The 24,316-nt window shown below is 66.5% G+C and carries 22 protein-coding genes; 8 read left to right on the top strand and 14 right to left on the bottom strand.

Features of this window, described 5'->3' with window-relative positions:
* Positions 1–180 precede the first annotated feature (180 nt).
* From EH209_RS12400 to EH209_RS12365, 8 genes are all read right to left on the bottom strand, one after another.
* On the bottom strand, positions 181–870 hold the full coding sequence (locus EH209_RS12400; protein ID WP_126663190.1) for a hypothetical protein: 690 nt from the start codon (positions 868–870) through the stop codon (positions 181–183).
* 230 nt (positions 871–1,100) lie between these two features.
* Positions 1,101–2,132 carry an AAA family ATPase gene (locus EH209_RS12395; RefSeq protein ID WP_126663189.1) on the bottom strand — a complete coding sequence of 344 codons (1,032 nt, stop codon included), beginning with the start codon at positions 2,130–2,132 and terminating at the stop codon, positions 1,101–1,103.
* Entirely contained in the window at positions 2,129–3,253 is a 1,125-nt protein-coding gene (locus tag EH209_RS12390) for a DUF4350 domain-containing protein (protein ID WP_126663188.1), read from the bottom strand. The genes EH209_RS12395 and EH209_RS12390 overlap by 4 nt, the downstream gene beginning before the upstream one ends.
* A 67-nt stretch (positions 3,254–3,320) precedes the next feature.
* Positions 3,321–3,584, bottom strand: coding sequence for a hypothetical protein (locus EH209_RS12385; protein ID WP_126663596.1), 264 nt, complete (start codon positions 3,582–3,584; stop codon positions 3,321–3,323).
* Positions 3,585–3,736: 152 nt separating this feature from the next.
* Positions 3,737–4,918 (bottom strand): bifunctional sugar-1-phosphate nucleotidylyltransferase/acetyltransferase, encoded by a 1,182-nt coding sequence (gene glmU / locus EH209_RS12380; protein WP_126663187.1) that lies wholly within the window; start codon positions 4,916–4,918, stop codon positions 3,737–3,739.
* 380 nt (positions 4,919–5,298) lie between these two features.
* Entirely contained in the window at positions 5,299–6,837 is a 1,539-nt protein-coding gene (locus EH209_RS12375; protein WP_126663186.1) for an aldehyde dehydrogenase family protein, read from the bottom strand.
* Positions 6,838–6,950: 113 nt separating this feature from the next.
* Positions 6,951–7,424: a hypothetical protein gene (locus EH209_RS12370; protein ID WP_126663185.1), complete on the bottom strand. Its 474-nt coding sequence runs from the start codon at positions 7,422–7,424 to the stop codon at positions 6,951–6,953.
* Positions 7,425–7,556: 132 nt separating this feature from the next.
* On the bottom strand, positions 7,557–8,147 hold the full coding sequence (locus EH209_RS12365; RefSeq protein WP_126663184.1) for a hypothetical protein: 591 nt from the start codon (positions 8,145–8,147) through the stop codon (positions 7,557–7,559).
* A 176-nt stretch (positions 8,148–8,323) separates the two neighbouring features.
* On the opposite strand from EH209_RS12365, the gene leuS reads away from it, so the two are divergent.
* The 5 genes from leuS to EH209_RS12340 all read left to right on the top strand — a co-directional run bounded on the left by leuS (position 8,324) and on the right by EH209_RS12340 (position 13,706).
* Positions 8,324–11,131, top strand: a complete 2,808-nt coding sequence (gene leuS, locus EH209_RS12360) for a leucine--tRNA ligase (protein WP_126663183.1) — start codon at positions 8,324–8,326, stop codon at positions 11,129–11,131.
* Between the two features lie 178 nt (positions 11,132–11,309).
* Positions 11,310–11,606, top strand: a complete 297-nt coding sequence (locus EH209_RS12355; RefSeq protein WP_126663182.1) for a HalOD1 output domain-containing protein — start codon at positions 11,310–11,312, stop codon at positions 11,604–11,606.
* Positions 11,607–11,694: 88 nt separating this feature from the next.
* Positions 11,695–12,444: a J domain-containing protein gene (locus EH209_RS12350; RefSeq protein WP_126663181.1), complete on the top strand. Its 750-nt coding sequence runs from the start codon at positions 11,695–11,697 to the stop codon at positions 12,442–12,444.
* Between the two features lie 81 nt (positions 12,445–12,525).
* A complete protein-coding gene (locus EH209_RS12345) occupies positions 12,526–13,128 on the top strand; it encodes a DUF420 domain-containing protein (protein WP_126663180.1) in 603 nt (200 codons plus the stop codon).
* A 62-nt stretch (positions 13,129–13,190) separates the two neighbouring features.
* Positions 13,191–13,706: a pyridoxamine 5'-phosphate oxidase family protein gene (locus EH209_RS12340; RefSeq protein WP_126663179.1), complete on the top strand. Its 516-nt coding sequence runs from the start codon at positions 13,191–13,193 to the stop codon at positions 13,704–13,706.
* 23 nt (positions 13,707–13,729) lie between these two features.
* On the opposite strand, the gene EH209_RS12335 is transcribed toward EH209_RS12340, so the two are convergent.
* Positions 13,730–15,196 carry a short-chain fatty acid transporter gene (locus EH209_RS12335; RefSeq protein ID WP_126663178.1) on the bottom strand — a complete coding sequence of 489 codons (1,467 nt, stop codon included), beginning with the start codon at positions 15,194–15,196 and terminating at the stop codon, positions 13,730–13,732.
* A gap of 63 nt (positions 15,197–15,259) precedes the next feature.
* Between EH209_RS12335 and EH209_RS12330 the strand changes: the two genes are divergently transcribed.
* Positions 15,260–16,558, top strand: coding sequence for an MFS transporter (locus EH209_RS12330; protein ID WP_126663177.1), 1,299 nt, complete (start codon positions 15,260–15,262; stop codon positions 16,556–16,558).
* 30 nt (positions 16,559–16,588) lie between these two features.
* On the opposite strand, the gene EH209_RS12325 is transcribed toward EH209_RS12330, so the two are convergent.
* From EH209_RS12325 to EH209_RS12315, 3 genes are all read right to left on the bottom strand, one after another.
* Positions 16,589–17,362 (bottom strand): ABC transporter permease, encoded by a 774-nt coding sequence (locus tag EH209_RS12325; protein ID WP_126663176.1) that lies wholly within the window; start codon positions 17,360–17,362, stop codon positions 16,589–16,591.
* On the bottom strand, positions 17,359–18,360 hold the full coding sequence (locus tag EH209_RS12320) for an ABC transporter ATP-binding protein (protein WP_126663175.1): 1,002 nt from the start codon (positions 18,358–18,360) through the stop codon (positions 17,359–17,361). The genes EH209_RS12325 and EH209_RS12320 overlap by 4 nt, the downstream gene beginning before the upstream one ends.
* 68 nt (positions 18,361–18,428) lie before the next feature.
* Entirely contained in the window at positions 18,429–19,835 is a 1,407-nt protein-coding gene (locus EH209_RS12315) for a metallophosphoesterase (protein ID WP_126663174.1), read from the bottom strand.
* Positions 19,836–20,249: 414 nt separating this feature from the next.
* Here EH209_RS12315 and EH209_RS12305 point away from each other — a divergent pair, with 414 nt between their 5' ends.
* Positions 20,250–21,206, top strand: coding sequence for a TIGR03557 family F420-dependent LLM class oxidoreductase (locus tag EH209_RS12305; protein WP_126663172.1), 957 nt, complete (start codon positions 20,250–20,252; stop codon positions 21,204–21,206).
* A gap of 42 nt (positions 21,207–21,248) precedes the next feature.
* Here the strand turns inward: EH209_RS12305 and EH209_RS12300 are convergent, their stop codons facing one another.
* Positions 21,249–22,874, bottom strand: coding sequence for a potassium channel family protein (locus EH209_RS12300; RefSeq protein WP_126663171.1), 1,626 nt, complete (start codon positions 22,872–22,874; stop codon positions 21,249–21,251).
* Positions 22,875–22,883: 9 nt separating this feature from the next.
* Between EH209_RS12300 and EH209_RS12295 the strand changes: the two genes are divergently transcribed.
* Positions 22,884–23,078: a hypothetical protein gene (locus EH209_RS12295; protein WP_126663170.1), complete on the top strand. Its 195-nt coding sequence runs from the start codon at positions 22,884–22,886 to the stop codon at positions 23,076–23,078.
* A 29-nt stretch (positions 23,079–23,107) separates the two neighbouring features.
* Here EH209_RS12295 and EH209_RS12290 read toward each other — a convergent pair whose 3' ends face one another.
* Complete coding sequence (locus EH209_RS12290) at positions 23,108–24,217, bottom strand: NADH dehydrogenase subunit (protein WP_126663169.1); 1,110 nt, start codon at positions 24,215–24,217, stop codon at positions 23,108–23,110.
* Between the last annotated feature and the right edge of the window lie 99 nt (positions 24,218–24,316).

Genomic DNA, 24,316 nt, shown 5'->3' with positions numbered 1-24,316 from the left:
CGCGTACAGTACCTCTCGCGAGTGTTCACTCGTGCACCGTAATCGTATTCTCCCTCGCCGCGAACGACGGTTTCTCGTTAGTTGTGGCCGTTCTCCTATAGTGGACTAGTGGCTCGAAATCCGCCAGTGGAGACGGTCAACGATCCCTCCTCTCGATTTCAAGGGAGAAGCTACGCCAGATCATAGATCGTATGATTTGACGCGGAGTTCATTACTCGTAACACCGATCGAAAGTCCGCTTGTAGCTGAATTTTGGAAGGTAACCGATTCAGACATTCCGTTGGCCCGGATATGGACGTCGTACTTGGCTTCCTCCGAGAACACATCCCTGAAACTTACAAAACTTCCTGAAGAAACGGTGAGAACATCATAAACGGAACCGTCGGGACCACTGGTCGTCACTCGAACGTCGACGCGTTTATCAAGATTATTCGAGAGTGCGATATCGGCTGCCGGTCTCCGTTCTTGCGTGAATTCGATTCCAGCCGAAGTAATTGTGTATACAAAATTGTTATCCGGTGACTTGCTCGGTTGCAGTGTTCCTTCTTTCACTGCACCAGCAGCCGATATCGACACAGTATACGGTTCTGAATCCGTCTCGAATAACTGTTCAATCTGCGTCGTGTCTCTCGGTGGGAGCGAGACGGTCTCTTCTTTCGTCGTCTCGGTAGCATCGGTTACCGATATCTCCGCAGTTACTGATTTAGCCAGTCCATTCCGGATCGAAGCGACGTACTCTCCCTCTACTTTCTCAAAGTGTGTGCGGTTTGCCTCACTCCGAGCGTTGGGCGAGAAGGAATCGCCGACACATCCTGCAGCTGCACTAGCAACGAATATGCTTCCGGTAGCGAAGAAATCACGTCGCCTCATGATAATTAATACTGTTCTGTCATATTAAGAACTGTGGTGGGTCCCGCACGGCGGTAAATGAGCCGCTCTCCAGTCCAATTGGTATTGTTCACAACAGCAAGACCGATCGACGACGTGGCCGACATCGGCGAGCAGCGGGTCGACACGGTTCTCGAGCATGAACGTTTCCATCAACGAAAATCGAACGCCGAGAAACGAGTTCCCTATCGACGGGGACCGCCCCTGATCGACTACTCTCGCTTCGTGCCGCCGTCGCTTACCGGCTGGAGTTCGACGGCTTCGGCGCCCGGCGGCGTGACCGAGTCGACGATGTCCGCGACGACGTCGGTGGGCGCCACGTCGCTCAGGTCGGCGTCGGTGCTCAACACGAGTCGGTGGGCAAGGATCGACTCGGTCAGGACCTTCACGTCGTCGGGGATGACGTACTCGCGTCCGTGGATCGCGGCTCGCGCCTTCGCGCCGTCGAGAAACGCCAGCGACGCTCGAGGCGAGGCGCCGTGGGTGACGTCGGGGTGGTCCCGGGTCGCCGCGACGAGGTCGAGGACGTACTCCTTGATCGGCTCGGCGACGTGAATTTCCGAGATGGACTCCCGCGCCGCGAGGAGGTCCGACACCGCGACGACCTGGTCGACGGTTTCGGGGCCGAGGTCGGGGTCGGCGTCGAACCGCTCGAGCAACTCGCGTTCGTCCCCTCGACCGGGGATATCGACAGTGAGTTTGAACTGGAAGCGGTCGCGCTGGGCCTCCGGCAGCTCGAAGACCCCCTCCATCTCGATCGGGTTCTGCGTCGCGATAACCATGAAGGGCGTCGGTAGACTCAGCGTCTCGCCCTCGATGGTCACGCGCCGTTCCTGCATCGCCTCGAGCAGCGCCGACTGGGTCTTCGGCGTCGCGCGGTTGATCTCGTCGGCGACCACCATGTTGGCGAAGATCGGCCCGCGCTGGAGTTCGAACGTGCCGCGGGATTCCCGGTAGACGTGAGTCCCCGTGATGTCCGCCGGCAGGATGTCCGGCGTCATCTGGATGCGGGTGTAGTCGAGGCCGGTCACGCGGGCGAACAGGTTCGCGAGCGTCGTCTTCGCGACACCCGGAACGCCCTCGAGGAGGACGTGGCCCCGCGTGAATAGTGCGATCGTGAGGTGTTCGACCGCTGATTCGTTGCCGATCAACACTCGGCTCATCTCCTCGCGGACGGCCTCGTAGATACGCTCGGCATCGAGGGTACCAATGGAACTGCCGTCGACGGGGTCGTCGCCGTTCATTGATCGTCCGGTTCCATATCGTCACGGTTAAGCGCTGCTATCACGCGGCGGACACGATCCTCGTCCCAGTCGGGGTGGCGGTCCCGGATCGCGGTCGCCCGACGCTCATCGACGTCGTCCCCTGACGGCACGGCGATCGGCGCGTCGGTCGGGTCGTTCCGGCGGGAGAGTCGCGTCCGAACGCGCTCGAGCGACGGCCGGAGGCGACGACGCGAGAGGGTCGCGATACCAGCGATCCCCACGGCGCCGAGGAGGACCTGCAACAGCGGCAGTTCCCGGATCGTCAGGACGGCGGCGGTCAACGGCGGTAGATCCTCGGAGTGGGAGAGATCGATGAGCACGTGGTCGGCGTCGGCGGACAGTCGCTGTAGGAACGCCGTGTTATCGGGTTCGTCGATCATCGCGTTGATGGCGATACTCGGGTCCCCGACGACGACGACCTGTCCCTCCGAGACGTTCTCGACCGCCGCGACGGGATAGCTGTCGAGCGTCTCGTTGTCGTCGAGTTCATCGTTGCGATTGACATCGCGGTAGGCGTACTCGCTGGTCCGGACGAGCACGGTCGCCTCCTCTTCGTCCGTCTCGAGCGCGGAGGCGTAGTTGAGCGTCAACTGGTCGACGCCCTCGGTGTAGGTGTGGTTCTCGACGCCGGTCGCGACCGGCATCGTCGGCCCGCGGTAGTACTCCTGTTCGTCCCGGAGCACGGCGCCGTCGGTCCGCGTCTCGGCGCCGACGTCGGCCAGCAGTTGGTTCCCGTTTGTCCCGAAGTTCTCGAGGACGACGAGGGTCCCGCCGTTATCGATGAACCGTCGGATTCGATCCACGTCCTCGTCCGCGTACGTCTCGTCGGGGGCGACGACGAAGGCGACCGTCTCGTTGGACTCGTAGTCGTCGTATCGGGCCGTGTCGCGGATCAGTTCGCTCTCGGCGCCCGATTCCGACGCGGTCTGCTGTCGGAGTTCCGACGTGCCGTCCCACGAGGGGTTGTAGGGGCCGAACGCGGCCGACGAGGTCGCGGCGGCGACGAGCAACGCGACGACCACGGTGGTCGACAGCGCGGCGAGGAGCACACGGGGCCAATCGAGACCCCCGCCGTCGCGGAGCCACTCGCGGACGGTCATCGGCTCACCTCCGCTGGGACCTGAGAGGTCAGCTCGCAGTCGACCCGCGAGCCGTCGTCGACGATCGCTACCACGGCAACACCTCCGGCGGCAGGATCTCGAGGATACGACGGACGACGACGACCGCGAAGCCGACGAGGCCGAGCGCGATGAGCCACCGGAGGCGACGGCGCCAGTCAGGCGTGACCGCGAACGGCGCCGTCAGTTCGGTGACGATCAGCAGGCCGATCAGCGAGAGCACGAAAAACAGCTCGTAGGAGAACGATCCGAGCAGCGAAAGCACGAGCACGGCCGCGAGCATCCAGGCGAGCTGTCCCCGGATGAATCGCATGCGTCGATGTGTCGGCATCTAGTACCGGAGGCGACGCCGGCCACCGTAAACCCTCGGGGTTTCGCCGGCGGGTGGAGGGGGGCGGTTCCGCCGACGGCGACCGAGTCCTACGGCACGCGAGCCGCGACCCCTTTTGCGGCGAACTCGAGGCCCTACCGGTCTCGCTCGACGCTCTCGCCGGGCTGCGTCGTCGCGCCGGTCGTGAGTTTCAGTCCGGGCGAGAGACTCGAGTTGATCCCCGTCTTCACGTCGTCGCCGGCGACGACGCCGAACTTGCGCCGGCCCGTCGAGACGCGCTCGCCTTTCACAGTAAATTTAATATCCGCGTCGTCGTGGCGGAGGTTCGCGACGTTCGTCCCGGCGCCGAAGTTGACGTTGCGCCCGAGGACGCTGTCGCCGACGTACGAGAGGTGACTGACCGACGTCCCGCGGGAGATGACGCTGTTCTTGATCTCGACGGAGTGGCCGACCGACACGTCCTCGCCGATCAGCGTCGCGCCGCGGACGTAGGCGTTCGGTCCGACGGTCGCGCCCGAGCGGATCAGCGCCGGCCCTTCGACGACGACGCCCGGTTTCACCGTCGCCCCCTCCTCGACGACCACGTCGCCCTCGAGGTGGGCGTCGTCGCTGACCCGGCCGTCGATCCGCCGGTCGAGGTCGGCGAGCTTCCACTCGTTGGCCTCGAGGAGTTCCCAGGGTCGACCGACGTCGAGCCACTGATCGAGCGTGACCGGCGTTACGTCGAACTCCTCGATCACGCTCGCGAGCACGTCGGTGATCTCGTGTTCGCCGCGCTCGCTTTCGGGGACCTCGAGCCACTCGCGGGCGCGTTCGGGGAAGGCGTAGGCGCCGGCGTTGGCGAGGTTCGTCGGCGGCTCCGAGGGCTTCTCGACGATGCCGGTGACCGAGTCGCCGTCGGTGCTGAGCACCCCGTAATTGCGGGGCTCGTCGACGGCGATCGCGCAGACGGCCGGACAGTGCTCGAAGAGGCGATCGACCGCGGCCGGATCGTAGAGGTTGTCGCCGTTCAGGACGGCGAAGGGACCGTCGATGTGTTCTCGAGCGGTGTTGACGGCGTGGGCCGTCCCGGCTTGTTCGGTCTGGACGGCGTAGGAGATCGGCACGCCGCGGTACTCATCGCCGAAGTAGTCGCGGACGGTCTCGCCCTCGTAGCCGATCACGAGGATGATCTCGTCGGCGCCGGCGTCGATCGCCGCGTCGGTCGTGTGGGCCACAAGCGGCCGGTCGGCCACCGGCAGCATCGGTTTCGGGATCGAATCCGAGAGCGGTCGAATGCGCGTGCCCTGTCCCGCCGCGAGAACGACTGCTTTCATACGTGCGGACGATTCCATGACCTCTCGGATAAGCGATTCGCTACCTCGCAGGGAGATCCAGTTCCTCCGCTGACAGCAGGGCGTCGTCGATCCCTACACGGACCGAACCCTAGCGCGATCCTCGCCGGTAAATCGCTTCGACAGCACCAGGACGGTCATGAACGCGATCGCGGTAAGAACCATCGAGGCCAGCCTCGAACCCAACCGACTCGGATCCGGAAATCCGGTCCGGGATATCAGGACGGTTTCGAGCGTCATGGCGACGAGAACGCCGCTGATGATATCGCGCCCGAAGGGCAGACGCTCGAGCATCGGTCCCATAATACCGCCCCGCGCTCTAAGTAATAAAACGAGTCGGAATCGGTGCGCTCGTCGCGTGCTCAGTCCTCGGAGGTCGTGATGTCGGCGGACAGCCCCTGAGCCATCTCGATATCTTTCGAGTTGTTCATCGTCCAAGCGGTGCGCTCGGTGACGGCCTCGATGGCCTCGCGCGCGCTCGGGTAGCCGTTACCGGACTTCTTGACGCCGCCGAAGGGCAACTGCACCTCCGCGCCGATACACGGGAGGTTCGCGTAGGCGAGGCCGAGGTCCGCCCGGTCACGGAAGGCGTTGAGTTGGCGGTAGTCCTCGGAGATGACCGCCCCTGCCAGCCCGTAGGGCGTGTCGTTGTGAATCTCGAGGCCCCGATCGATGGCGCCGTCGTACTCGATGAGCGCGACGTGAGGGCCGAAACACTCCTCTTGCAGACAGCGCAGTTCGTCGTCGGAATCGTAGTCGACTTCGTAGACGAACGGCCCGACCCAGTTGCCGTCTTCGTGGCCATCGGGGATCTCGTCATCGTCGAGTTCGAAGCGGTCGACGAGCACATCGGCGCCCTCCTCGCGGGCCAGGTCGTTGTGCTGGCGGATCTTCTCGACGTGGTCCGGCTCGATCGCCGGCCCCATGAACGTGTCCTCCTCGAGGGGGTCGCCGACCGCGATCTTCTCCGCGACGTCGACGAACTGCGCCTTGAACTCGTCGTAGATGTCCGAGTGAACGATCAGGCGCTCGCTCGAGACGCAGCGCTGCCCGGTGGTCTTGAACGAGCTCATCACCGCCGAGTGGACGGCGATGTCCAGGTCCGCTTCGTCGGTGATGACGATCCCGTTCTTGCCGCCCATCTCGCAGGCCGCGAGCTTGCCGGGCTCGTTGCCGACCTTGCCGGCGATCTCGTGACCGACCTCTGCCGAGCCGGTAAAGAGGACCGTGTCGACGCGGCCGTCGTCGGTGATCGCCGCGCCGGCGTCGCCGTAGCCCTGTACCATGTTGAAGACGCCGTCGGGAATCCCGGAATCGTCCATCATCTCGGCGATGATCTGGCCGCACCACGGCGTCTGCTCGGCGGGCTTCCAGACGACGGTGTTGCCCTCCACGAGGGCGATGGCCATGTGCCAGAAGGGGATCGCGACCGGGAAGTTCCACGGCGTGATGCAGCCGACGACGCCCCGCGGTTTCCGGCGCATGTAGGCGTCCTTGCTCCCGATCTCGCTCGGGACGACGTCGCCGTGGGGGTGACGGGCGTTGCCTGCGGCCCACTCGACCATGTGCCAGGCCTCGGTCACGTCCGCCTTCCCCTCGGAGATCTCCTTCCCGCACTCCTTGGTTACGATCTCACCCAACTCTTCGTGTCGATCTCGGAGTTCGTGGTAGATGTCCCAGAGGTACTCCGCGCGGTCGATATACGACAGTTCGCGCCACTCCTCGAAGGCGTCTTCCGCGGCCTCGAGGGCGGCGTCGACGTCGTCTTCGGTCCCGCGCTGGAACGTCGCCAGCGTCTCGCCGGTCGCCGGGTTTCGGCTCTCGAAGGTCTCGTCCGCGCCGTCGGTCCACTCGCCGCCAATGTAGTGGCCGTACACCTGCTCGGTTGCTTGCTGGCTCATACGGTATCGAACGGCGAGCGCGGTGAAAACGCTGATGGTGGTTCACGCATGTCGTGATAATTGCTCACGCACGCCTGTCGCCCGCGCGGAGGACGGAGACGCGGGAACCGACGCTACCGGTCTTCCTTCTCGCCGCGCTCCTTGGTCACGGTCCGGTCGCCCTGGGGCGGCTGTCCGTCGTCGTCGGGGTGGCGCTCCGCCCCCGACTCCGTCATCTCGTCCGTTTCCGGCTCGAGGGCCTTCCCCGATCGACCCTCGCCTTCGGCCGCCGTCTTCTTGTTTGGCGAATCGCCGGTCTCGGGACCCATGCCTCGCTGCTCGGATCCGGTGTCCTCGTGGACGGTCGTCTCGTCGCGTTCAAGTCGGATCACGTCCGATTCGACGTCCCGGACATCGTCCGCGTCGATCGGGACAACCTCCTCGGAGTCGCCGTCCCAGTCGAGCGCCGCTTTGATCGAATCGATCGCCCCCGACTCGAGGTCGACGTACGCCGTGTCTGCGTCGGTCATCGTCACGACGCCGATCGAGTCGCCGTCGGCCGTCTCGACTCGTTTGTCGACGTCGTCGTCGGTGAACGCTGGGCTCATGTGCGCGCCTACTGCCAACGGCCGAAAGCCGGTGGTGCCTGCAGTGGCCGGCGGTCGACGGGTCGCAGGCGCGCGATCGAGAAGCAACTGAAGAAAAACCCGATCACACGGCGGGACAGAGAGCCGCGCCAATCACGGCGGACCGTTGCCGGGCGACCCGTCGCCGTCGGACGGTCCGGCATCGTCCGGCGGTCCGGCGTCGTCGGGCGGGCCGCTGTCGTCCGATTCGTCGTCCTCGTCGAACAGATCGGACGAGAACTCCTCGTCATCGAATAGACTGTCATCGGAGTCCGGTCCGCCGTCGTCGAACGGACTCTCGTCGGAGCCGTCCGGCGAGTCCCGATCGAACGGATCGGACGACGGCTCGTCGTCGACGGCGGGATCGGTCTCGGGTTCGGCCGATTCGTCGCTCGAGTCGTCGACATCGGTCGCGGGGTCGCCGCCGGACTCCGACTCGCCGTCGGACTCGTTGCTGGCGTTCGGTTCGTCGCCGTCATCACCGTCGGCGACCGAGGACGCCGCGCTCGAGTCGTCCGGCGCCGTCTCGGCGTCGACGCCGTCCGGATCGTCGGTCGACCGCTCCGCGGAGTCGTCGTCCGGACCGATCGGATCGGGGCCGACGTCGGAGACGGCCACGACGCCGACCGCGAACGTGAGCAGGACGACGGCGAGGGTCACGAGCAACGTTCCGGTCGCCGGCGTCGAATCGTCGTCTGGAGCCATTCGTCACTCGCCCGTTTCGGTTCCAGGGGCTTTGTTAATCTCTCCCCAAAAGCGGCTGCGTCGCTCGCGGCCGCGAACCGGAGTCGAGGACCGTCGTTTCGAGGGCAACGCTCGCGGCGAGTGGCGAACAATGATATGGCCGGCACACCCAGTACTCGGCAGGACTGCTCGCCACAATGACGACGCACTACGATCACGCGCAGGTCCAGGAGTTCTGGCAGTACGTCTGGGAGCGCGACGACGTCTACGAGCTCCCGGCGGATGCCGACGACCCCACGTACGTCCTCGGGATGTTCCCCTACACGTCGGGGACGCTCCACATGGGCCACGTGCGCAACTACGCGATCACCGACGCCTACGCGCGCTACCGGCGGATGCAGGGCGACGACGTGCTCCACCCGATGGGGTGGGACGCCTTCGGCCTGCCCGCCGAGAACGCCGCGTTCGAGCGCAAGACCGACCCCGAGTCCTGGACACAGGCGTGTATCCGTCGCATGCGCGACGAACTCGAGACCATGGGCTTCGGCTACGACTGGTCCCGGGAGGTCACGACCTGCGAGCCGGAGTACTACCAGTGGAACCAGTGGTTCTTCAAGCGCCTCTACGAGGAGGGTCTCGTCGAGTACGAGGGCGCGTCGGTCAACTGGTGTCCCGACTGCGAGACCGTTCTCGCAGCGGCCCAGGTGGAGGAACGCGAGGTCGAGCGCAGCGAGACCTCAGAAGGTGCGAGCGGCGACGCCGCGAGCCGCGACACAGAGCGCGTCTGCTGGCGCTGCGAGACGCCCGTCGGCCGGCGCGAACTTGACCAGTGGTTCTTCACGATCACCGACTACGCCGAGGAGCTCCACGACGGACTGGACGACCTCGAGGAGTGGCCCGACGGCGTCCGCGAGATCCAGCGCAACTGGATCGGCCGCCAAGAGGGTGCCCGGATCGGGTTCGAGGTGAGCGAGGCGCTACGCGCCTCGAACGAACGCGGCGAGGGGACCGAGCCGCGGGAGTCTGACGGAACCGAGACCGGCGCCGACACGGCCGCTACCGCCTCCGTCGACGTCTTCAGCACTCGCCCGGAGACGGTCTACGGCGCGACCTACCTCGCGGTCTCGCCGGGCCACGACCTCGCCGACGAACTCGCCGCCGGGGACGACGACGTCGCGGCATACGTCGAGGACGTCCGCGAACGAGATCCCGGGGAGGTCGGCTTCTCGGGGGTCGAAACCGACGCGACCGCGACACACCCGCTCACGGGCGAAGAACTCCCCGTCTACGTCGCCGGCTACGTCTTAGAGGACGTCGGCACCGGCGCCGTGATGGGCGTCCCCGCGCACAACGAGCGCGACCACGCGTTCGCGCTCGAGCACGACCTACTGATCGAGGGCGTCGTCGCGCCGAAGGACGCGAGCGTCGACGTCGACCTCGGGTCGAACGCTTACACCGGCGAGGGAATCCTCGAGAACAGCGGCGAGTACAGCGGGCTCGAGAGCGAGACCGCCCGCGAGCGGCTGCTCGAGGAGGTCGCGGCCATCGAGGACGACGTCACCTACCGGCTGCGCGACTGGCTGATCTCCCGGCAGCGCTACTGGGGAACGCCGATTCCGGTCGTCCACTGCGACGACTGCGGGCGCGTGCCGGTCCCCGACGAGGACCTGCCGATCGAGTTGCCGGAGTTCGTCCGGACGACCGGGAACCCGTTAGACGCCGCCGAGGAGTGGAAACAGACGTCCTGTCCCGACTGCGGCGGGCTGGCCGAGCGGGAGACGGACACGATGGACACCTTCGTCGACTCCTCGTGGTACTTCCTCCGCTTTCTCTCGCCCGGCCTCGAGGACGCGCCCTTCGACACCGAGCTGGCCGACGACTGGCTGCCGGTCGACGTCTACGTCGGTGGCGAGGAACACGCCATCCTCCACCTGCTCTACACGCGCTTCTTCACGAAGGCACTGGCCGATCTGGGGCTGCTCGAGCAACGCGAGCCCATTCGAGAGCTCAAGAGCCAGGGGACGGTGCTGTACGACGGCGAGAAGATGTCGAGTTCGAAGGGCAACGTCGTCGCGCCCCAGGAGTACGGCGCGGAGACGACGCGGCTGTTCGTCCTCTCGGCGGCCCACCCTGAACAGGACTTCGAGTGGACCGCGAACAACGTCCGCGGCGCCTACGAACTCCAGCAGGATCTCTACGGGATGGCCTCGGCGTTTGTCGAGGAGGGCGACATGCGCGTCAAACGCCGCCCCCACGACGGCTATCTCGCCCGGGAGATCGACCGCACGATCGTCGCGGTCACCGACGAGTACGAGCGGTTCCGCTTCCACCGGGCCGCCACCGAGATCCGCGAACTGGCGCGGCTGCTCCGGCGGTACCGGGAGTACGAACGTCCCCACGGCGAAGTCTACCGCCGGGGACTGCTGACGCTTGCGGCGCTGATTGCGCCGATGGCGCCCCACCTCGGCGAGGAGTGCTGGAACAAGCTCCGCGGCGAGGGACTGGTCGTCGAGGCCGACTGGCCGACTCCTGAGAGCGACGTCGCGGACTACCGACGCGAGCGCCGGCTGGTCGAGACGACGCTCGCGGACGTTCGCGATATCGTCGACACCGCGGCGATCGACGACCCCGAGCAGATCGACCTCGTCGTGGCCCAGGACTGGAAGTACGAGACGATCCGGCTGCTCCGGGACGATATCGACGAGTCGATCGAAGGGGCGGACACCGAATCGCTCGTCGACCGAGTCCTCGAGGCCGGACTCGACGCGGAGCGCGAGGCCGTCGCTCCGTTCGTGGCAGATCTGCTGGCTCGCGGCGATCACACGGAACTCGAAGAGATCTCCGACGCCGCGTCGGAACGCTCGATCCTCGAGCGAAGCGCCTGGCTGGTCACCGACGAGTTCGACGCCGACATCACCGTGCGTCAGGCGACCGACGGCGACGAACTGGCCGAGGCGGCGCGGCCGGGCAAGCCGGCGATTCACATCAGTTACGAATCGTCTTAACTATCAGAATAGGAATAGCAGTACCCGTCACTGAGACGGGGGCTCGAGAACATCGATAATCTCCCGTCGAACGGCCATCTCCGAAAACCTTCGATATCGAAGGCTGACGGGCGGATTTCTGTCAAGAACGGGATTAAGAAGGACAGTTTTATTCCATCGGATTTGGTAGGATGGTAATATGACGGAGGGGGACGGCGATAGCATCGACACCTCGTGTCGGAGATCGCCAAGCCGGACAGTTATCGAAGCCGTCGCCGAGGCCGAGGGTATACCGACCGAGGAGCTCCGGCCGCCGACGTACGCATCGCTCCACGACATCGTCGATCCGGAAGCGCTGGACTCGCTCTTCGCGCCGCGCTCGAACGGGACGCCACGATCTGACGGGGAGGTTTCGTTCCCGTACTGTGGCTACCACGTCACCGTCGAGGCCGACGGATCGATAACGCTCGAGGAAACAGACGATCGAACCGAGTAGCCGTCGACGTTCTGGACGGTCGGGCCGAACGAGGGGACGCTATCCGGACGGAAAGACTCTTTTCGACGAAGTGCGGTAGTACGGATCAATGGAGAGCCACTACGAGGTCCTCGGGCTCTCGCCGACCGCCGACGAACGCGAGGTGCGGCGAGCCTACAGGACGCTGCTAAAGGAACACCATCCCGACCAGGGTGGCTCTCGAGAACGATTTCTGCAGATCAAGGAAGCCTACGAGGCGCTCGTGGGCGAACGATCGCCGGCCGATCCAGAAGTCGACGGCGACGCGACCTCGCGCGTCGGAGACGGGTCGACACCGACGGCGAGCGATCCGACGTACGATCCGGCTGTCGTCGACGTCGACGACCCCGGACACCAGGCCCTCTCCGTCGACGGCGAGCAACTCAGCCTGACGCTCGCGGGACTCGTCCAGCACGTGTCCCTCGAGCGACTCGTGGACGGCGTCCCGGCGGCGACCGACCGGACGGTCGCGTTCTTCCGCGTCCGGAACACGGGCTCGACGACGATTTCCTGGGACGGCGCGGCGAACACGGGTTTCATCGGCGACGACGGCTTCCTCTACCAGGGGTCGAATATTGTGTCGCCCCATGCCGATCGGCTGCCGGAGCGGTGGAGCGTGTCCGCCGCCGAGATCGATCCCGGCCGAGCGCTCGACGCCGTCGTCATCGCGCAGGAACTCCCCGCGGACGTGACCGTCGATCAGGTCGTGTACACCCACTACGCCGGCGAGGACGGGGCGGACGCGGACACCGAACGCTACCTCTTCGAACTGCGGCCGCTCGTCCGCGAACGGCTCAACCGTCTCCCCTACCGCCGCTAGCGCGCCGCCTCCGGCCGCCAGCTCTGCCAGCGACGTTTCGGAATGGCAAGACAGATACGGGATTGCTCCCAACGGTCGATAATGGCAACCGCCGACGCGAGACGACGGCTTCGAGAGCAGCCGATCGGCGCCACGATCCTCCTGACGATCGTCGGCTACACGCTCGTCCTCGGAACGTTCCTCCTCGACGTCCCGATCTATCCGGATCTCTCCCTCGAGCAGGTCAACCTGCTCACTGACCTGATCGCGGTCAACAACGCGATCGCGACCGTGGTACTGGCTGCGGGCTGGTACTGGATCCGGGCCGGCGAGATCGCGAAACACCGGTTCGCGATGATCACTGCGTTCGGACTGATCCTCCTGTTCCTGGTCCTTTACCTCCTCAAAGTCGGCGGCGGCGGCACGAAGCACTTCGTCGGACCGCAACTGGTGAAGTACGTCTATCTGATCATGCTCGCCATCCACATCCTCCTCTCGATCGTCTCAGTCCCGGTCGTGCTGTTCGCGCTGATCCTCGGTCTAACGCACACGCCCGCGGAACTCCGCCGGACGGCCCACGCGCGGATTGGCCGCATCGCCGCCGGCGCGTGGATCCTGAGCCTCGTGCTCGGCGTCATCACCAACCTGATGCTCAACCACATCTACGGCTACGAGTTCGCCATCGCGCTCGCCCCGCTGCTCTGAGCGGCTCGTCGAGACGCCGCACTCGGTGGCGGTATTTTGGTCGTCGCGGTCGTACGAACGGTATGCAAGTACGCGGGACCCTCTCGCCGACAAGGATCATCGACCTTCTCGAGGACGCGACGATTCCGATCCGACTGGCCTGTCGAACGCCCGCCGACAACCTCTGGATGTGCTCGCTGTGGTACCGCCTCGAGCGAACGGAGGCCGACGAGCCTGCGAACGGCGAGACCGAGACCGAAACTGACGGCGAGTGGCGGCTCCGGTGTGCCACCGCGGCGTCCGCCGATATCGTCTCCTTTCTCGAGGCCGATCCCCGGGTCGCCTTCGAGGTGTCGACGAACCAGCCGCCGTACGCGGGCGTCAGGGGTCGCGGTGCCGTTTCGCTCGACCCCGACCCGGAGAAGGAGACGCTTCGGGACCTCCTCGAGCGGTACCTCGGCGATACGGAGTCGGAACTGGCCGGAAAGTTACTGGACGACGATCGCGAAGAGGTGACGATCACGATCGAGCCGGCGACGGTGTACGGCTGGGACTTCGCGGAACGGATGGCGGACGTCGAGGCGACGGACTCGTCGTGATCGCCGCCGATGCCGGCGCCCGGTCAGTAGGGCAGGACGTACAGCGCGACCGTCAGGAACGGGATCAGCGCGAGCAACATCGCGACCGCGTAGCCGAACATCTCGCGGGCCCGGATATCCGTGATCGCCAGCAGCGGCAGCGCCCAGAACGGGTTCGCCAGATTGGTATGGGCGTCGCCGACGGCGTAGGCCATCGTTGCGTGGCCGGTCTCGATCCCCAGTTCGTGGGCCGCCTCGAGGACCGAGGGACCGAGGACGATCCACTCGCCGCCGCCGGAGGGGACGAAGAAGTTGACGATCGCGCCGGTGATCCACGCGATGATTGGGAACGTCTCTGGCGTCGAGACGGCGAGCAGCCCGGTGGCGATCGTCTCCGCGAGGCCGGAGCCGGCCATCATCCCCTGAATCCCCGCGAAGAAGGGGAACAGCAGGATGATGCCGGCGGCGGCCTCGGACGCCTCGCCGAACCGGTCCCGGTAGGCCATCGGCCGCGTGTAGATCGCCAGCCCGGCGAAGAGGAACGCGAAGTTCAGGACGTTCAGATCCAGCGCGTCGAGCCCCTGTGAATAGAATTGCCAGGCGACCACGGCGACGCCGGTCAGCGCGATGACGCCGCCCAGCAGTCGACTGTTATCGATTTTCTCAGCCGGCAGCCGGGCGTCGGTTCCCCCGGTCGAGTCGGTCGCGGGCGAGCCGCCGTCGACCGCGAGATCGTCCGACTCGTCGGTCGTCGGCTCCGTCTCCGGCTTCGCCTCGAGCAGTTCGTCCTCGGAGACGTACGCGGAGATGTCCCGGGAGCGCTCTGGCGAGGGCGACAGCAGGTAGAGCACGATCGCCGCGAAGACGATCGACAGGCCGGTGAGCGCGAGCGCGTATGTGCTGAAGATGGTCGCGGACGTGCCGACGGTGTCGTCGACGACGCCGAGTTCGATGAACTCGTTGCCCGACGTCGCCAGCAGGAGCGGCGCCGAGCCCGACAGACCCCAGTGCCAGGTGAGCCCCAGCCCCATGTAACCGGCCACGCAGAGCAGCGGATAGTGGACGTCGATGTCCCGTCGATACGCGGCCTTGCCCATCTCTCGAGCGAAGATGGCGCCGACGACGAGGCTCAGTCCCCAGTGGATCCAGGCCAGCGCCATCGAGACGACGCCGACGAGGACGACGGCCTGCCGGCCGTTATCGGGAAACGTCGCCAACCACTGGAGCGCGTCGTTGACCCGCGGATGGTACGCGATCACGAATCCGGTCATGATGATCAGCACCATCTGCATCGCGAATGTCAGGAACGCCCAGAACCCGTCGTACCAGAAGCCGACCATCTCCGTCGGTCCCTGCCCCTCGACGACCATGCCGACGACGAAGACGACGTACGACAGGATGATCGCGAACAGGAACGGGCTCGGCATCCACCGTTCGACGACGTCCGCGATCCTCTCCCCCGCTCGTTCGATGACGGTGCCACGCGGCTCCGACTCCACCGGTGCGGACATATGCGAACTGCCATCAGACACCGTGATAAATATTATGTGCCACGGCATGGGGATTCGAATCAAATGCGAACCGACGGCGGCTCGGCCCCCGACGGCGGATCGAACGCCGTCCGCGGCGTCGACTCGAGCGGGCTCGACTTCTACCGCGGCTGGTGCGTCGTCGCCGGCGGCTTCGTCGGCGCGCTCGTCGTCTTCGGGCTCTCTTACGCGTTCGGCGTCTTTCTCGAGCCGATCCAGCGAGACCTCGGCCTCTCCCGGTCGGGCGTCTCCTTCGTCTTCTCCCTGCAGACGGTCGTCATCTACCTTGCGGCGGCGATCCTGGGGGTGCTCGCCGACCGGTTCGGCGTGCGACGACTGCTGTCGGTCGGCGCGGCCGTCCTCGCGGTCGGGGGTCTCTGGACGAGCCGCGCCGACACCTATGGCGGCCTCCTCGTCGCCTACGGCGGCTGTACCGCGGTCGGCCTCGGCGCGATCTACGTCGTCTCGTACGCGACCGTCCCGCGGTGGTTCGGCCGCCGTCGCGGCCTCGCGACCGGGATCGCGACCGCCGGACTCGGGATCGGAATGGTCGCGCTCGCACCCGCCGCGAGCGCGCTCGTGGCCGTGCTGGGGTGGCGGCTCGCGATCCTCGCGCTCGTCCTCGTCTCCGCGGCCGCCGTCGCCGGCGTCGTGCCGCTGTTCGCCGACGGTCCGTCCTCGAGCGACGCTCCCGTCGACGCCGAGCGGGAGTTTCCCGACGGCGTTCCGGATCGGGAGCCGCCCGACTGGGACACGTACCGACGCGAGCTCGCCGCAGTCGCGCTCTCCCGCCCGTTCCTGCTGGTGTTCGCGGGCTGGGTGCTCGTGTACGCGACGTTGTACGTCGTGCTCGTCCACGTCGTCGCCCACGCGAGCGACGCCGGACTCGGCGACGGGACGGGCGCGACGGCCATCGCCGTCGTCGGCGCGACCACGGCCGTCACGCGCATCGGGATCGGCGGACTCGCCGATCGACTGGGCCACGTCCGGACGTTCGTCGCGTGTTCGGCCGTCATGGGCCTCTCGACGCTGTGGCTCCCGCTCGCCGGCTCCGCGATCGGGCTGTACGCCTTCGCCGTCGTCTTCGGCGCCGCCTACGGCGGCAACGGCGCGCTGCTCTCGCCGCTCACGGTCGACCTCTTCGGGTCGGCGAACCCGAACGCGATCTTCGGACTCGTCTCGCTGTCGTTCGCCGTGTCGGGATCGCTCGCGCCGTGGCTCGCCGGACTCACGTACGATCTCGCCGGGACGTACACGCCCGCGTTCGTCGGCGCGGGAATCGCGGGACTAGTCGGCTCGCTACTGATCGCGGGTGCGGACGCGAGTCTCGAAACCGACTCGTGACGTGAGCCGACCCGCGTCCGCCGTCCGATCTCAGTCCGTCCGGGGAATCGATCGCGCGCCGAAGGCGAACGCGACCGCGGCGACGACCGCCAGCACGGCGAGGTTCGACAGCGCCGGATCGAGACCGGCTACCCCGGCGACGTCGGCGTCGGCGTACGTCGCTGCACGGACGCCACGGGCGAAGTAGGTCAGTGGCGAGAGGTCCACCAGCGGCTCGAACCAGCCGGGAAGTTGCTCGAGCGAGACGAACGTCTCGGAGAGGAAGAGCAGCGGGAGGCCGATGGCGTTGCTGGCGGCGACGGCGCCGTCCTGGGAGTCGGTGTAGCTGCCCAGCATCGCGCCGACGCTGCAGAAGGCGACGACGCCGACGAGGATGTAGGGGACCAGCAGCGGCGAGAGCGCGATTTCGGCGCCCGTCAGGACGACCACCATCGCGAGGATCAGCAGGCTCGCTAGACCGATGATCACGGCGTTGACGGCGGTCTGGGCGAGCAGCCACTCGCCGCGGGTCAGCGGCGTCGTCGCGAGCTTCTCGAAGCGGTTGCCCTCGCGGTGGCGCGCGACCTCGCTACCCATCCGCGACAGCGGCGTGAAGAGCACGACGACGGCGAGATAGCCGGGCACGTAGTAGGCCGCCGGCTCCGTGAACAGCCCCCCGCCCGTCGGATCCGTCTGTACGAGCGCGCCGAAGATGGCGATCAGGATCACCGGGAAGAAGAACGTGAAGAAGACCGCCGTCCGGCGGCGAATGAACGACCGCCAGCCCGCGCCCGTCGCCGCGCGAACGCGACCGACTCGAGTCACGCCGTCTCACCCGCGCGAGTGAGATCGTCGGCGTCCGCTTCGCCGTCACCGTTCCTGTCGGCCCGGCCGGTCCGGTCGCGTTCCGTCGCGTCGGCCAGCGCGAGGTAGACGTCCTCCAGGTCGGGTTCGGCCCACGTCAGCCCGGAGTACTCGAGGCCACGGTCCTCGAGGTAGTCGACGACGGTCCCGATTTCGGCGGGACCGACGTCGCGGACGACGAGCGCGCCGTCCGCGCGGGCTCCGCGGGGACCGCGACCGCGAGCCGGCCGTTCGACCGGATATGCGAGGTCAGCGAAGGCCTCGGGAGTCGCCGTCGTCGTGATCGTGAGCCGACTCGAGCCGCCGTGTTCGGCGACGAGCTCCGCGGGGGTGCCGCGGGCGACGACGGCGCCGTCGGCGAGCAGGCCCACGCGGTCGGCCAGCCGCTCGGCCTCGGCCATGTCGTGGGTCGTCAACAGGACGGTCGTCCCCGCGTCGGCGAGGTCCTCGATCAGCCGCCAGACGGTGCGCCGGCCGGCGGGATCGATTCCGGTCGTGGGCTCGTCCAGAAAGAGCACGTCGGGGTCGTTGACCAGCGTCGCGCCGACGCAGACCCGGCGCTGCTGGCCGCCCGAGAGGTCTTCGTACCAGGTGTCGCCGGCGTCCGTGAGGCCGACGTCGGCGAGGACGTCGTCGGGGTCGCGGGGGTCGTCGTACAGCCCCGCGTAGTAGTCGAGGAGTTCGCGGGCGCTCAGGCGATCCGGCGGCGAGAAATCCTGCGGGAGGACGCCGAGCCGGTCCCGGTCGATCGCCGCCGGCGACTCGCCGAGCACGCGAGCCGCGCCGGAATCGGGCTCGGTCGTTCCGGTCAGCGCGCGCACGAGCGTCGTCTTCCCGGCCCCGTTCGGACCGATCAGCGCGAAGACCTCGCCGGCGGAGACGGAGAGCGACGCCCCCGACAGCGCCGTCGTCTCGCCGTACGACTTCTCGAGGTCCGTTGCGTCGACTACGGCAGACATACGGGCGAGTTTCGGCGCGTCGGGGGTAAGGGGTTCGATTCGCGACTCGGTCGGCCGACTCGAGTCGATCAGTCGGTCGCTTCCGGCGCGGGTACCGTCTCCGGCTCCGGATCCTCGACGACGTGGCGATCCGGCAGGTCGGGCGTGGGCTCGCGACCGACCGTGAAGAACCGCTCGGTGCGCGTCAGTTCCTCCGTCGCGGGGCTCGGCTTCGTGAACCGTTCGAACTCGACGGCGACACCCGACGAATCGGACGCGAACGCGCTCTCGGTCCCCGTCTCGGTCCGACCCTCGCTTGCCGATTCGGGCGCGATGCGGACCGCCGCCAGCTGGTATGACGGGTAGAACACCGGCGGGAGGATGCCGATGATCCCGTCCCGGCGGTGGAGGCGCTTGAGCCACGTACCCGTGTTGACCAGCACGCCGCCGTCGACCTCCTTCAACATCGGGCGGTGGGTGTGCCCGAAGCAGAAAATCGTCGTCTCCGGCTCGTCCGCGAAGACCGTTCGAGCCCGTTCCTCGTAGGACGCGACCGGATCGACGGTGAGTTCGGTCTCGAAGACGCCGAAGCGGTCGACCGTCTTCCTGATGTCTCGGCGGATGAAGTACAGCGGAATGCCCGCGAGCAAGAGCACGCCGACGACGGCGACGTTGAGCGTGAGGAGGAACCAGGCCGCGGTGCCGGCCCTGCCGAACTGGCCGAGGAACGCTTCCGTCTGGGTGACCGGCACCGACCAGATCCCCGCCAGGTGCAGCCCAGCCAGCACCGCGAGGACGGCGCTGATGTTAAAGAGCAACAGGAACGGCACCAGCGAGTACCGTAGCAGCGGGTTCATCTCCCTGTAGAAGTACTTCGAGAAGAGCCAGATCGGCATCCGCTCGGTCGGCGTGACCGCCTGTACGTCCTTCAGCCAGTTGTACCGCCCGCGGTCGGAGAGTTGGCCCGCCCGGCTCGTGACGAGCGTGTTGTAGTAGTAGCCGAGCGGCGTCGCGTGGGGGTTCCCCCAGTCCTCGATCTGGTTGTTGGCGTCCTGCTGGTGACCGTGCTCGAAGTGGATCGCCTGATCTCCGACCGGCCTCGTGATCGTCTGGTCCTGCACGAGCTCGACGTTGTACTCCGCGAACCGGTCGACGTACTCGTCGTACGCCGCGAGTTCGTGGTCGTGGTTCCCCGGCAACAGCGTGATTGGGATGTTCTCCCCCGTCGCCCGGAGTTGCTCGAACAGCGTCGGATACGTCTCCTCTAAGACCTCGAACTTCTCGATTCCGTCGACCGTCGTGAACTCCCAGAGCCCGAACGCGTCGCCGTTGATGATCAGCTCCGCGTTTTCGTCGGTCCGTTCCAGCCGCTCGAGGAAGGAGCGCAACTCGTCGAGAAACTCGACGTCCTCAAGCTGTTCGTCGCCGCCGATGTGGAGGTCGCTGATGACGTAGTAGACCCGATCGTCGTCGCCGTCATCGGTCTCGGTGGCCATTCGTTCCCAGTCAGTGGCTCCACTTCGAAAGCTGTTGTCGTCTGTATCTCGCAGCGAACCGCGGTCGCGTCGACGGGTTCGAGCCGCGCTAACGAGATCTGACGTAGTTGTCCGGCATATCGGTACCGTACACGAAACGGGGGAGGGGTCGGGGTCGGCCATCCCTCCGCATAATGAAGGGCCGCTCCATCGATCTATAGCCGATGGCGGGCAGGGACACTCGGAGCGCATCGACGAGTACAGGGTGAGAACGTACGAGCGAGGGGACTGGGACGGCGTCCTCTCGTTGCTCGAGATGAAAGATTAGGTTTCCAACGACGCTACCGCGGATCGTCGCTACGAGCGGCGGTCGTCGGAACTTCTTGCCCTCGCAGGGTCAACCGTTACCCGCCGATTCGTGGTACCGGCTCGGGAATGCCCCAAATCGGATACACCCTCTCGAGCGAGGAGCACGGCCCGAACGAACTCGTCGACATCGCCCGGCGCGCCGAGGAAGCGGGGTTCGATTTCCTCTCCATTTCGGACCACTTCCACCCGTGGGTCTCGGCGCAAGGCGAGTCTCCCTTCGTCTGGTCGACGCTAGGCGCGATCGCCAACGAGACCGACGACATCGAGGTCGGCGTCGGCGTCACCTGTCCGACGATTCGGATCCACCCGGTCAACGTCGCCCACGCCGTCGCCACCGTCGACGAACTGTTCGGCGACCGCTTCACCTTCGGCGTCGGCACCGGCGAGAACCTGAACGAGCACGTCACCGGGGAGCGCTGGCCGGAACACGACGTCCGCCTCGAGCTGTTGGACGAGGCGATGGACGTCATGCGAAAGCTCTGGACCGGCGAGACGACGAGCCACCACGGCGAACACTACACGGTCGAGAACGCTCGACTCTACACCTGTCCCGACGAACAGCCGACGACGATCGCCAGCGCGTTCGGTCCGCAGACCGCGAAGTGGACCGCCGACAACGCCGACGGCCTCTGGTGTTCCGGCCCGAAGGGAGCGCCCGTCGAGGCCTACGAGGACGCCGGCGGCGACGGCCCCAAGTACACGCAACTGCACGGCTGCTACGCCGATAGCGAGGCGGCGGCGATCGAGACGATCTACGAGCAGTGGCCCAACGGATCGATTCCGGGCGAACTCGGCCAAGAACTGCCGACGCCGGCCCACTTCGAGCAGGCCGCCCAGATGGTCGAGAAGGAGGACATCGCCGAGGCCGGGACGACGACCGAACCGGACGCGCAGGCCCACATCGACAGCATCGAAGAGGCGCTCGAGGCCGGCTACGACCACGTCTACTTCCACCAGGTCGGGGACGAACAGGAGAAGGCGATCGAACTCTACGAGGAGGACGTGCTGCCGTCGTTCCGATAGGCTCGCGTCGAAGATCGGCGTATCAGTGCGTTCGAAGCGGACTCAGCAGGCCAGTGCGACGAACCGGTTGATCGCCTCGTCGTCGCCGGCGACGATCAACACGTCGTCCGTGTTGACGACGAACTCCGGGCCGAGGTCGGTCAACAGTTCGCCGTCGCGCTCGACGGCGACGACGGTACAGCCGGTCCGCGCCCGCAGGTCGACCTCCCCGAGGCTCTTCCCGGCGATCTGGGGCGTGGTCGTCCGGACGAGTTCGAACTGCGTCTCGGGCGTGAGGATCTCCTCGTCCTCGATCAGCACGGAGGCGAGCATCCGACCGGTCACCGTCGACAGCGAGAGGACGTACTCCGCGCCGGCGCGGTAGAGTTTCGGGATGTTCTCCGTCTCGTTGGCCCGCGCAATGATCTCGATATCCGGAGTGACCTGTTTGAGAACCAGCGTCGCGTAGATCGTCGTCGCGTCGTCGTTGACGGTCAGCAGGACCGAGCGGGCCTCGTCCGCGCCGGCGGTCTCGAGGACGTCCTCGTCGGTGATGCTGCCGGTGATATCCACGCCGGGTTGGTCCGCGAGGTCGACGACGGTGGTCGAGACGCCGTTGCCCGCCAGCGTCTCCACCGCGGTCCGGCCGACGACGCCGTAACCGCCGACGATCACGTTTTCGGGCCGGTGCTCGAGCGTCGAGACCGTCCGCGCTTTCAGTTCCGTGAGGTCGTCTCGCCGGCCCGCGACAAGCAGGATCGTGTTGCCGTCGATCCGGTGGTCGGGACCCGGAACGGGAACGAACTCGCCGTTGAACCACGCGCCGATGACGGTGATCCCCATCCGGTCCCGGATCCCCGACTCCGCAACCGTCCGGCCGACAAGGTCGCTGTCGTCCTGGACGAGCAGTTCAGTTACCGAGAGGTCCTCGCTGAGTTCGATCGTGTCTCGAAGTTCGGCAGACAGCGTCGTCGTCGCCTTCGTCGCGAGGCTCTGGCCGAGCACCCGCCGCGGGCGGACGGTCTCGTCGGCGCCGGCGTAGCGGTGGTAGCTCGCGACGTCCTCGTCCTCGACCACGCTGACGATCGTGAGGTCGCTCGAGAACTCCCGGGCGGTGAGGATCACGACCGCGTTGGTCTCGTCGTCGACGTCGGTGACGAGCGACCGCGCCTCGCCGGCGTTGGCCGCGCGGAGCGTCTCCTCCTGGTCGAGTTCGCCGTAGATTGCCTCGGTCCCGTCGTTCGTGAGGTCGACGACGAGTTCGGGGTCGTCGTCGACGAAGACGTACGGGATGTTTGCCGCCTCGAGTTCGTCTGCGAGCACGTCCGATCGCGGCGAATAGCCGCAGATGACGACGTGGTCGGTGAGGCCGGTCGACTCCGGCGGACGGTCCTCGAGGGCCTCCTGAAAGAGCGGGACGACGAGCAGCGGCAGGGCGAGGAAGACGAGGGAAACGCCCGTGAGGATCATGCCGATCACGAAGAGGTTCATCACGGTGCTATCCCACGGCGCGTCGCCGCCGAAGCCCACCGTGGTTAGCGTTTCGACCACGGTCTGCACAGAGCCGACGTACGTTTTCTGGTCTCCCTCGAAGGCGGCCATTCCGAACTGGTAGAGTTTCGCGTAAACGAGAACGAGAGCGAAAACGGCGCCCAGCGAGAGGCCGATTCGACGCCACCAGTCCTTCATTGGGGAACCGTGCCCGTTGCGTCCCTATGTAACTTCCCAACTCGGACCGTATCATCCGTTGAATACCGCGAGGAGGAGTTCACGCTCGATACCGGCGACGATCGCATCTCCGTCCGCCGGACCGGGAACGAACGGGAGAAGCCGATCGAGTTCCGCGAGGAGGACATCTCGCTGCCGTTTCGGAGCGCGGGCGACAGCGGATAGAGGTCTAGAGTGGGGACCGCAGCGGCCCGCTACGCGCTCGAGTGGGGTTCGATCTCGATACTAGACTCGGACACCACCGTCACCTCGCCGGCGATAGACGCGTGTTGGGGGATACTGATCCCGTCGGAACTGGGGCTCGCGATCCGGTCGCCGACGTCGACGCGATCGCCGACCTCGACGACCGGTTCGGCGGGGTTCACGACGTCCGGCTCCGGGTTCGTCGCGAGCGGAACCCGGACGTAGGACGGCTCGATCGTCGCGGTCGGCTCGGTTTCAGCCTCCCGGTCGCTCCACTCGTCCGCCTCGAGCACGTCGATTCGGCCCTCGCCGTACGTGTTTTCCGCGACGGTTTCCTCGTCGAGGACGAGCAGGCAGTTCGTGTGCTTGCGGACGCCGTACTCGTCGAGTGCCGAATCAACCGGGAAACACCAGCCCGGCCCGCCGTCGGCGATCACCGCGTCTGCGGGGAGCGCGTCGGGCGGACAGTCGGCCGCGCACAGGAGTTCGCTCGCGGGCGTGCCGATCGGAACCTCGAGGAATCGATCCCGCGGCACGTCGCCGCTGACGTGGACGTACTTGTGGGTCACTGGCTCACCGTCGGTGAACGCCCGAGAGATATTGGACAGGGTTTCGGTGTTCTGGACGAGCCAGCCGTGATCGGTCGGCAGATCGGTTCCGATAACCGTCCCGTCGACGGTCTTGAGCAGGACGCTCTCCATCCCGTACTGGTACTCGTTCTCCGTGTAGGCGAACACGACGCCCGATTCCGCGTCCCTGTCGAGGGGGAGTTCATCCGGCCGGATCACCGTGTCGGCAGTCTCGGCCTCGAGGGCCCGAACGTACTCGTCGCGATCCTTCCACTTCGCGCTGACGACGATCAGATCGAACGCCTGGTCGAGCAGCGCGTCGAACAGCGTGGCGAACGTCTCCGCGCGGGTCTTTCCGAGCCACTTGTCGATGCAGTAGTTCGGTTCGCTCTCCTGGTGGTTCACCAGGAGGGAATCGACCGCGTCGAGGTTCGTCCACTTCGCGTAGGACGGAAAGCCGGCGCCGCCCGCGCCCGCGACGCCGGCCGACCGGATCAGGTCGCTCCCCTCGGTTCGAACGTCCGGCCACTCCGCGTCACGAGTCGGCCGCATACGTGGAGTCGTCATGACACGCGGAGCATTGTCCGGAACGATCGTTCGACTTGATCCGCACCTATGAGGGGTGTTTATAACACCCCGTGGCGGCGTTCG

This window comes from Haloterrigena salifodinae (genome assembly GCF_003977755.1).
Lineage (GTDB): Archaea > Halobacteriota > Halobacteria > Halobacteriales > Natrialbaceae > Haloterrigena > Haloterrigena salifodinae.
The sequence above is the reverse complement of the archived record's forward strand: the minus strand, read 5'-3'. Positions and strand labels throughout refer to the sequence as shown.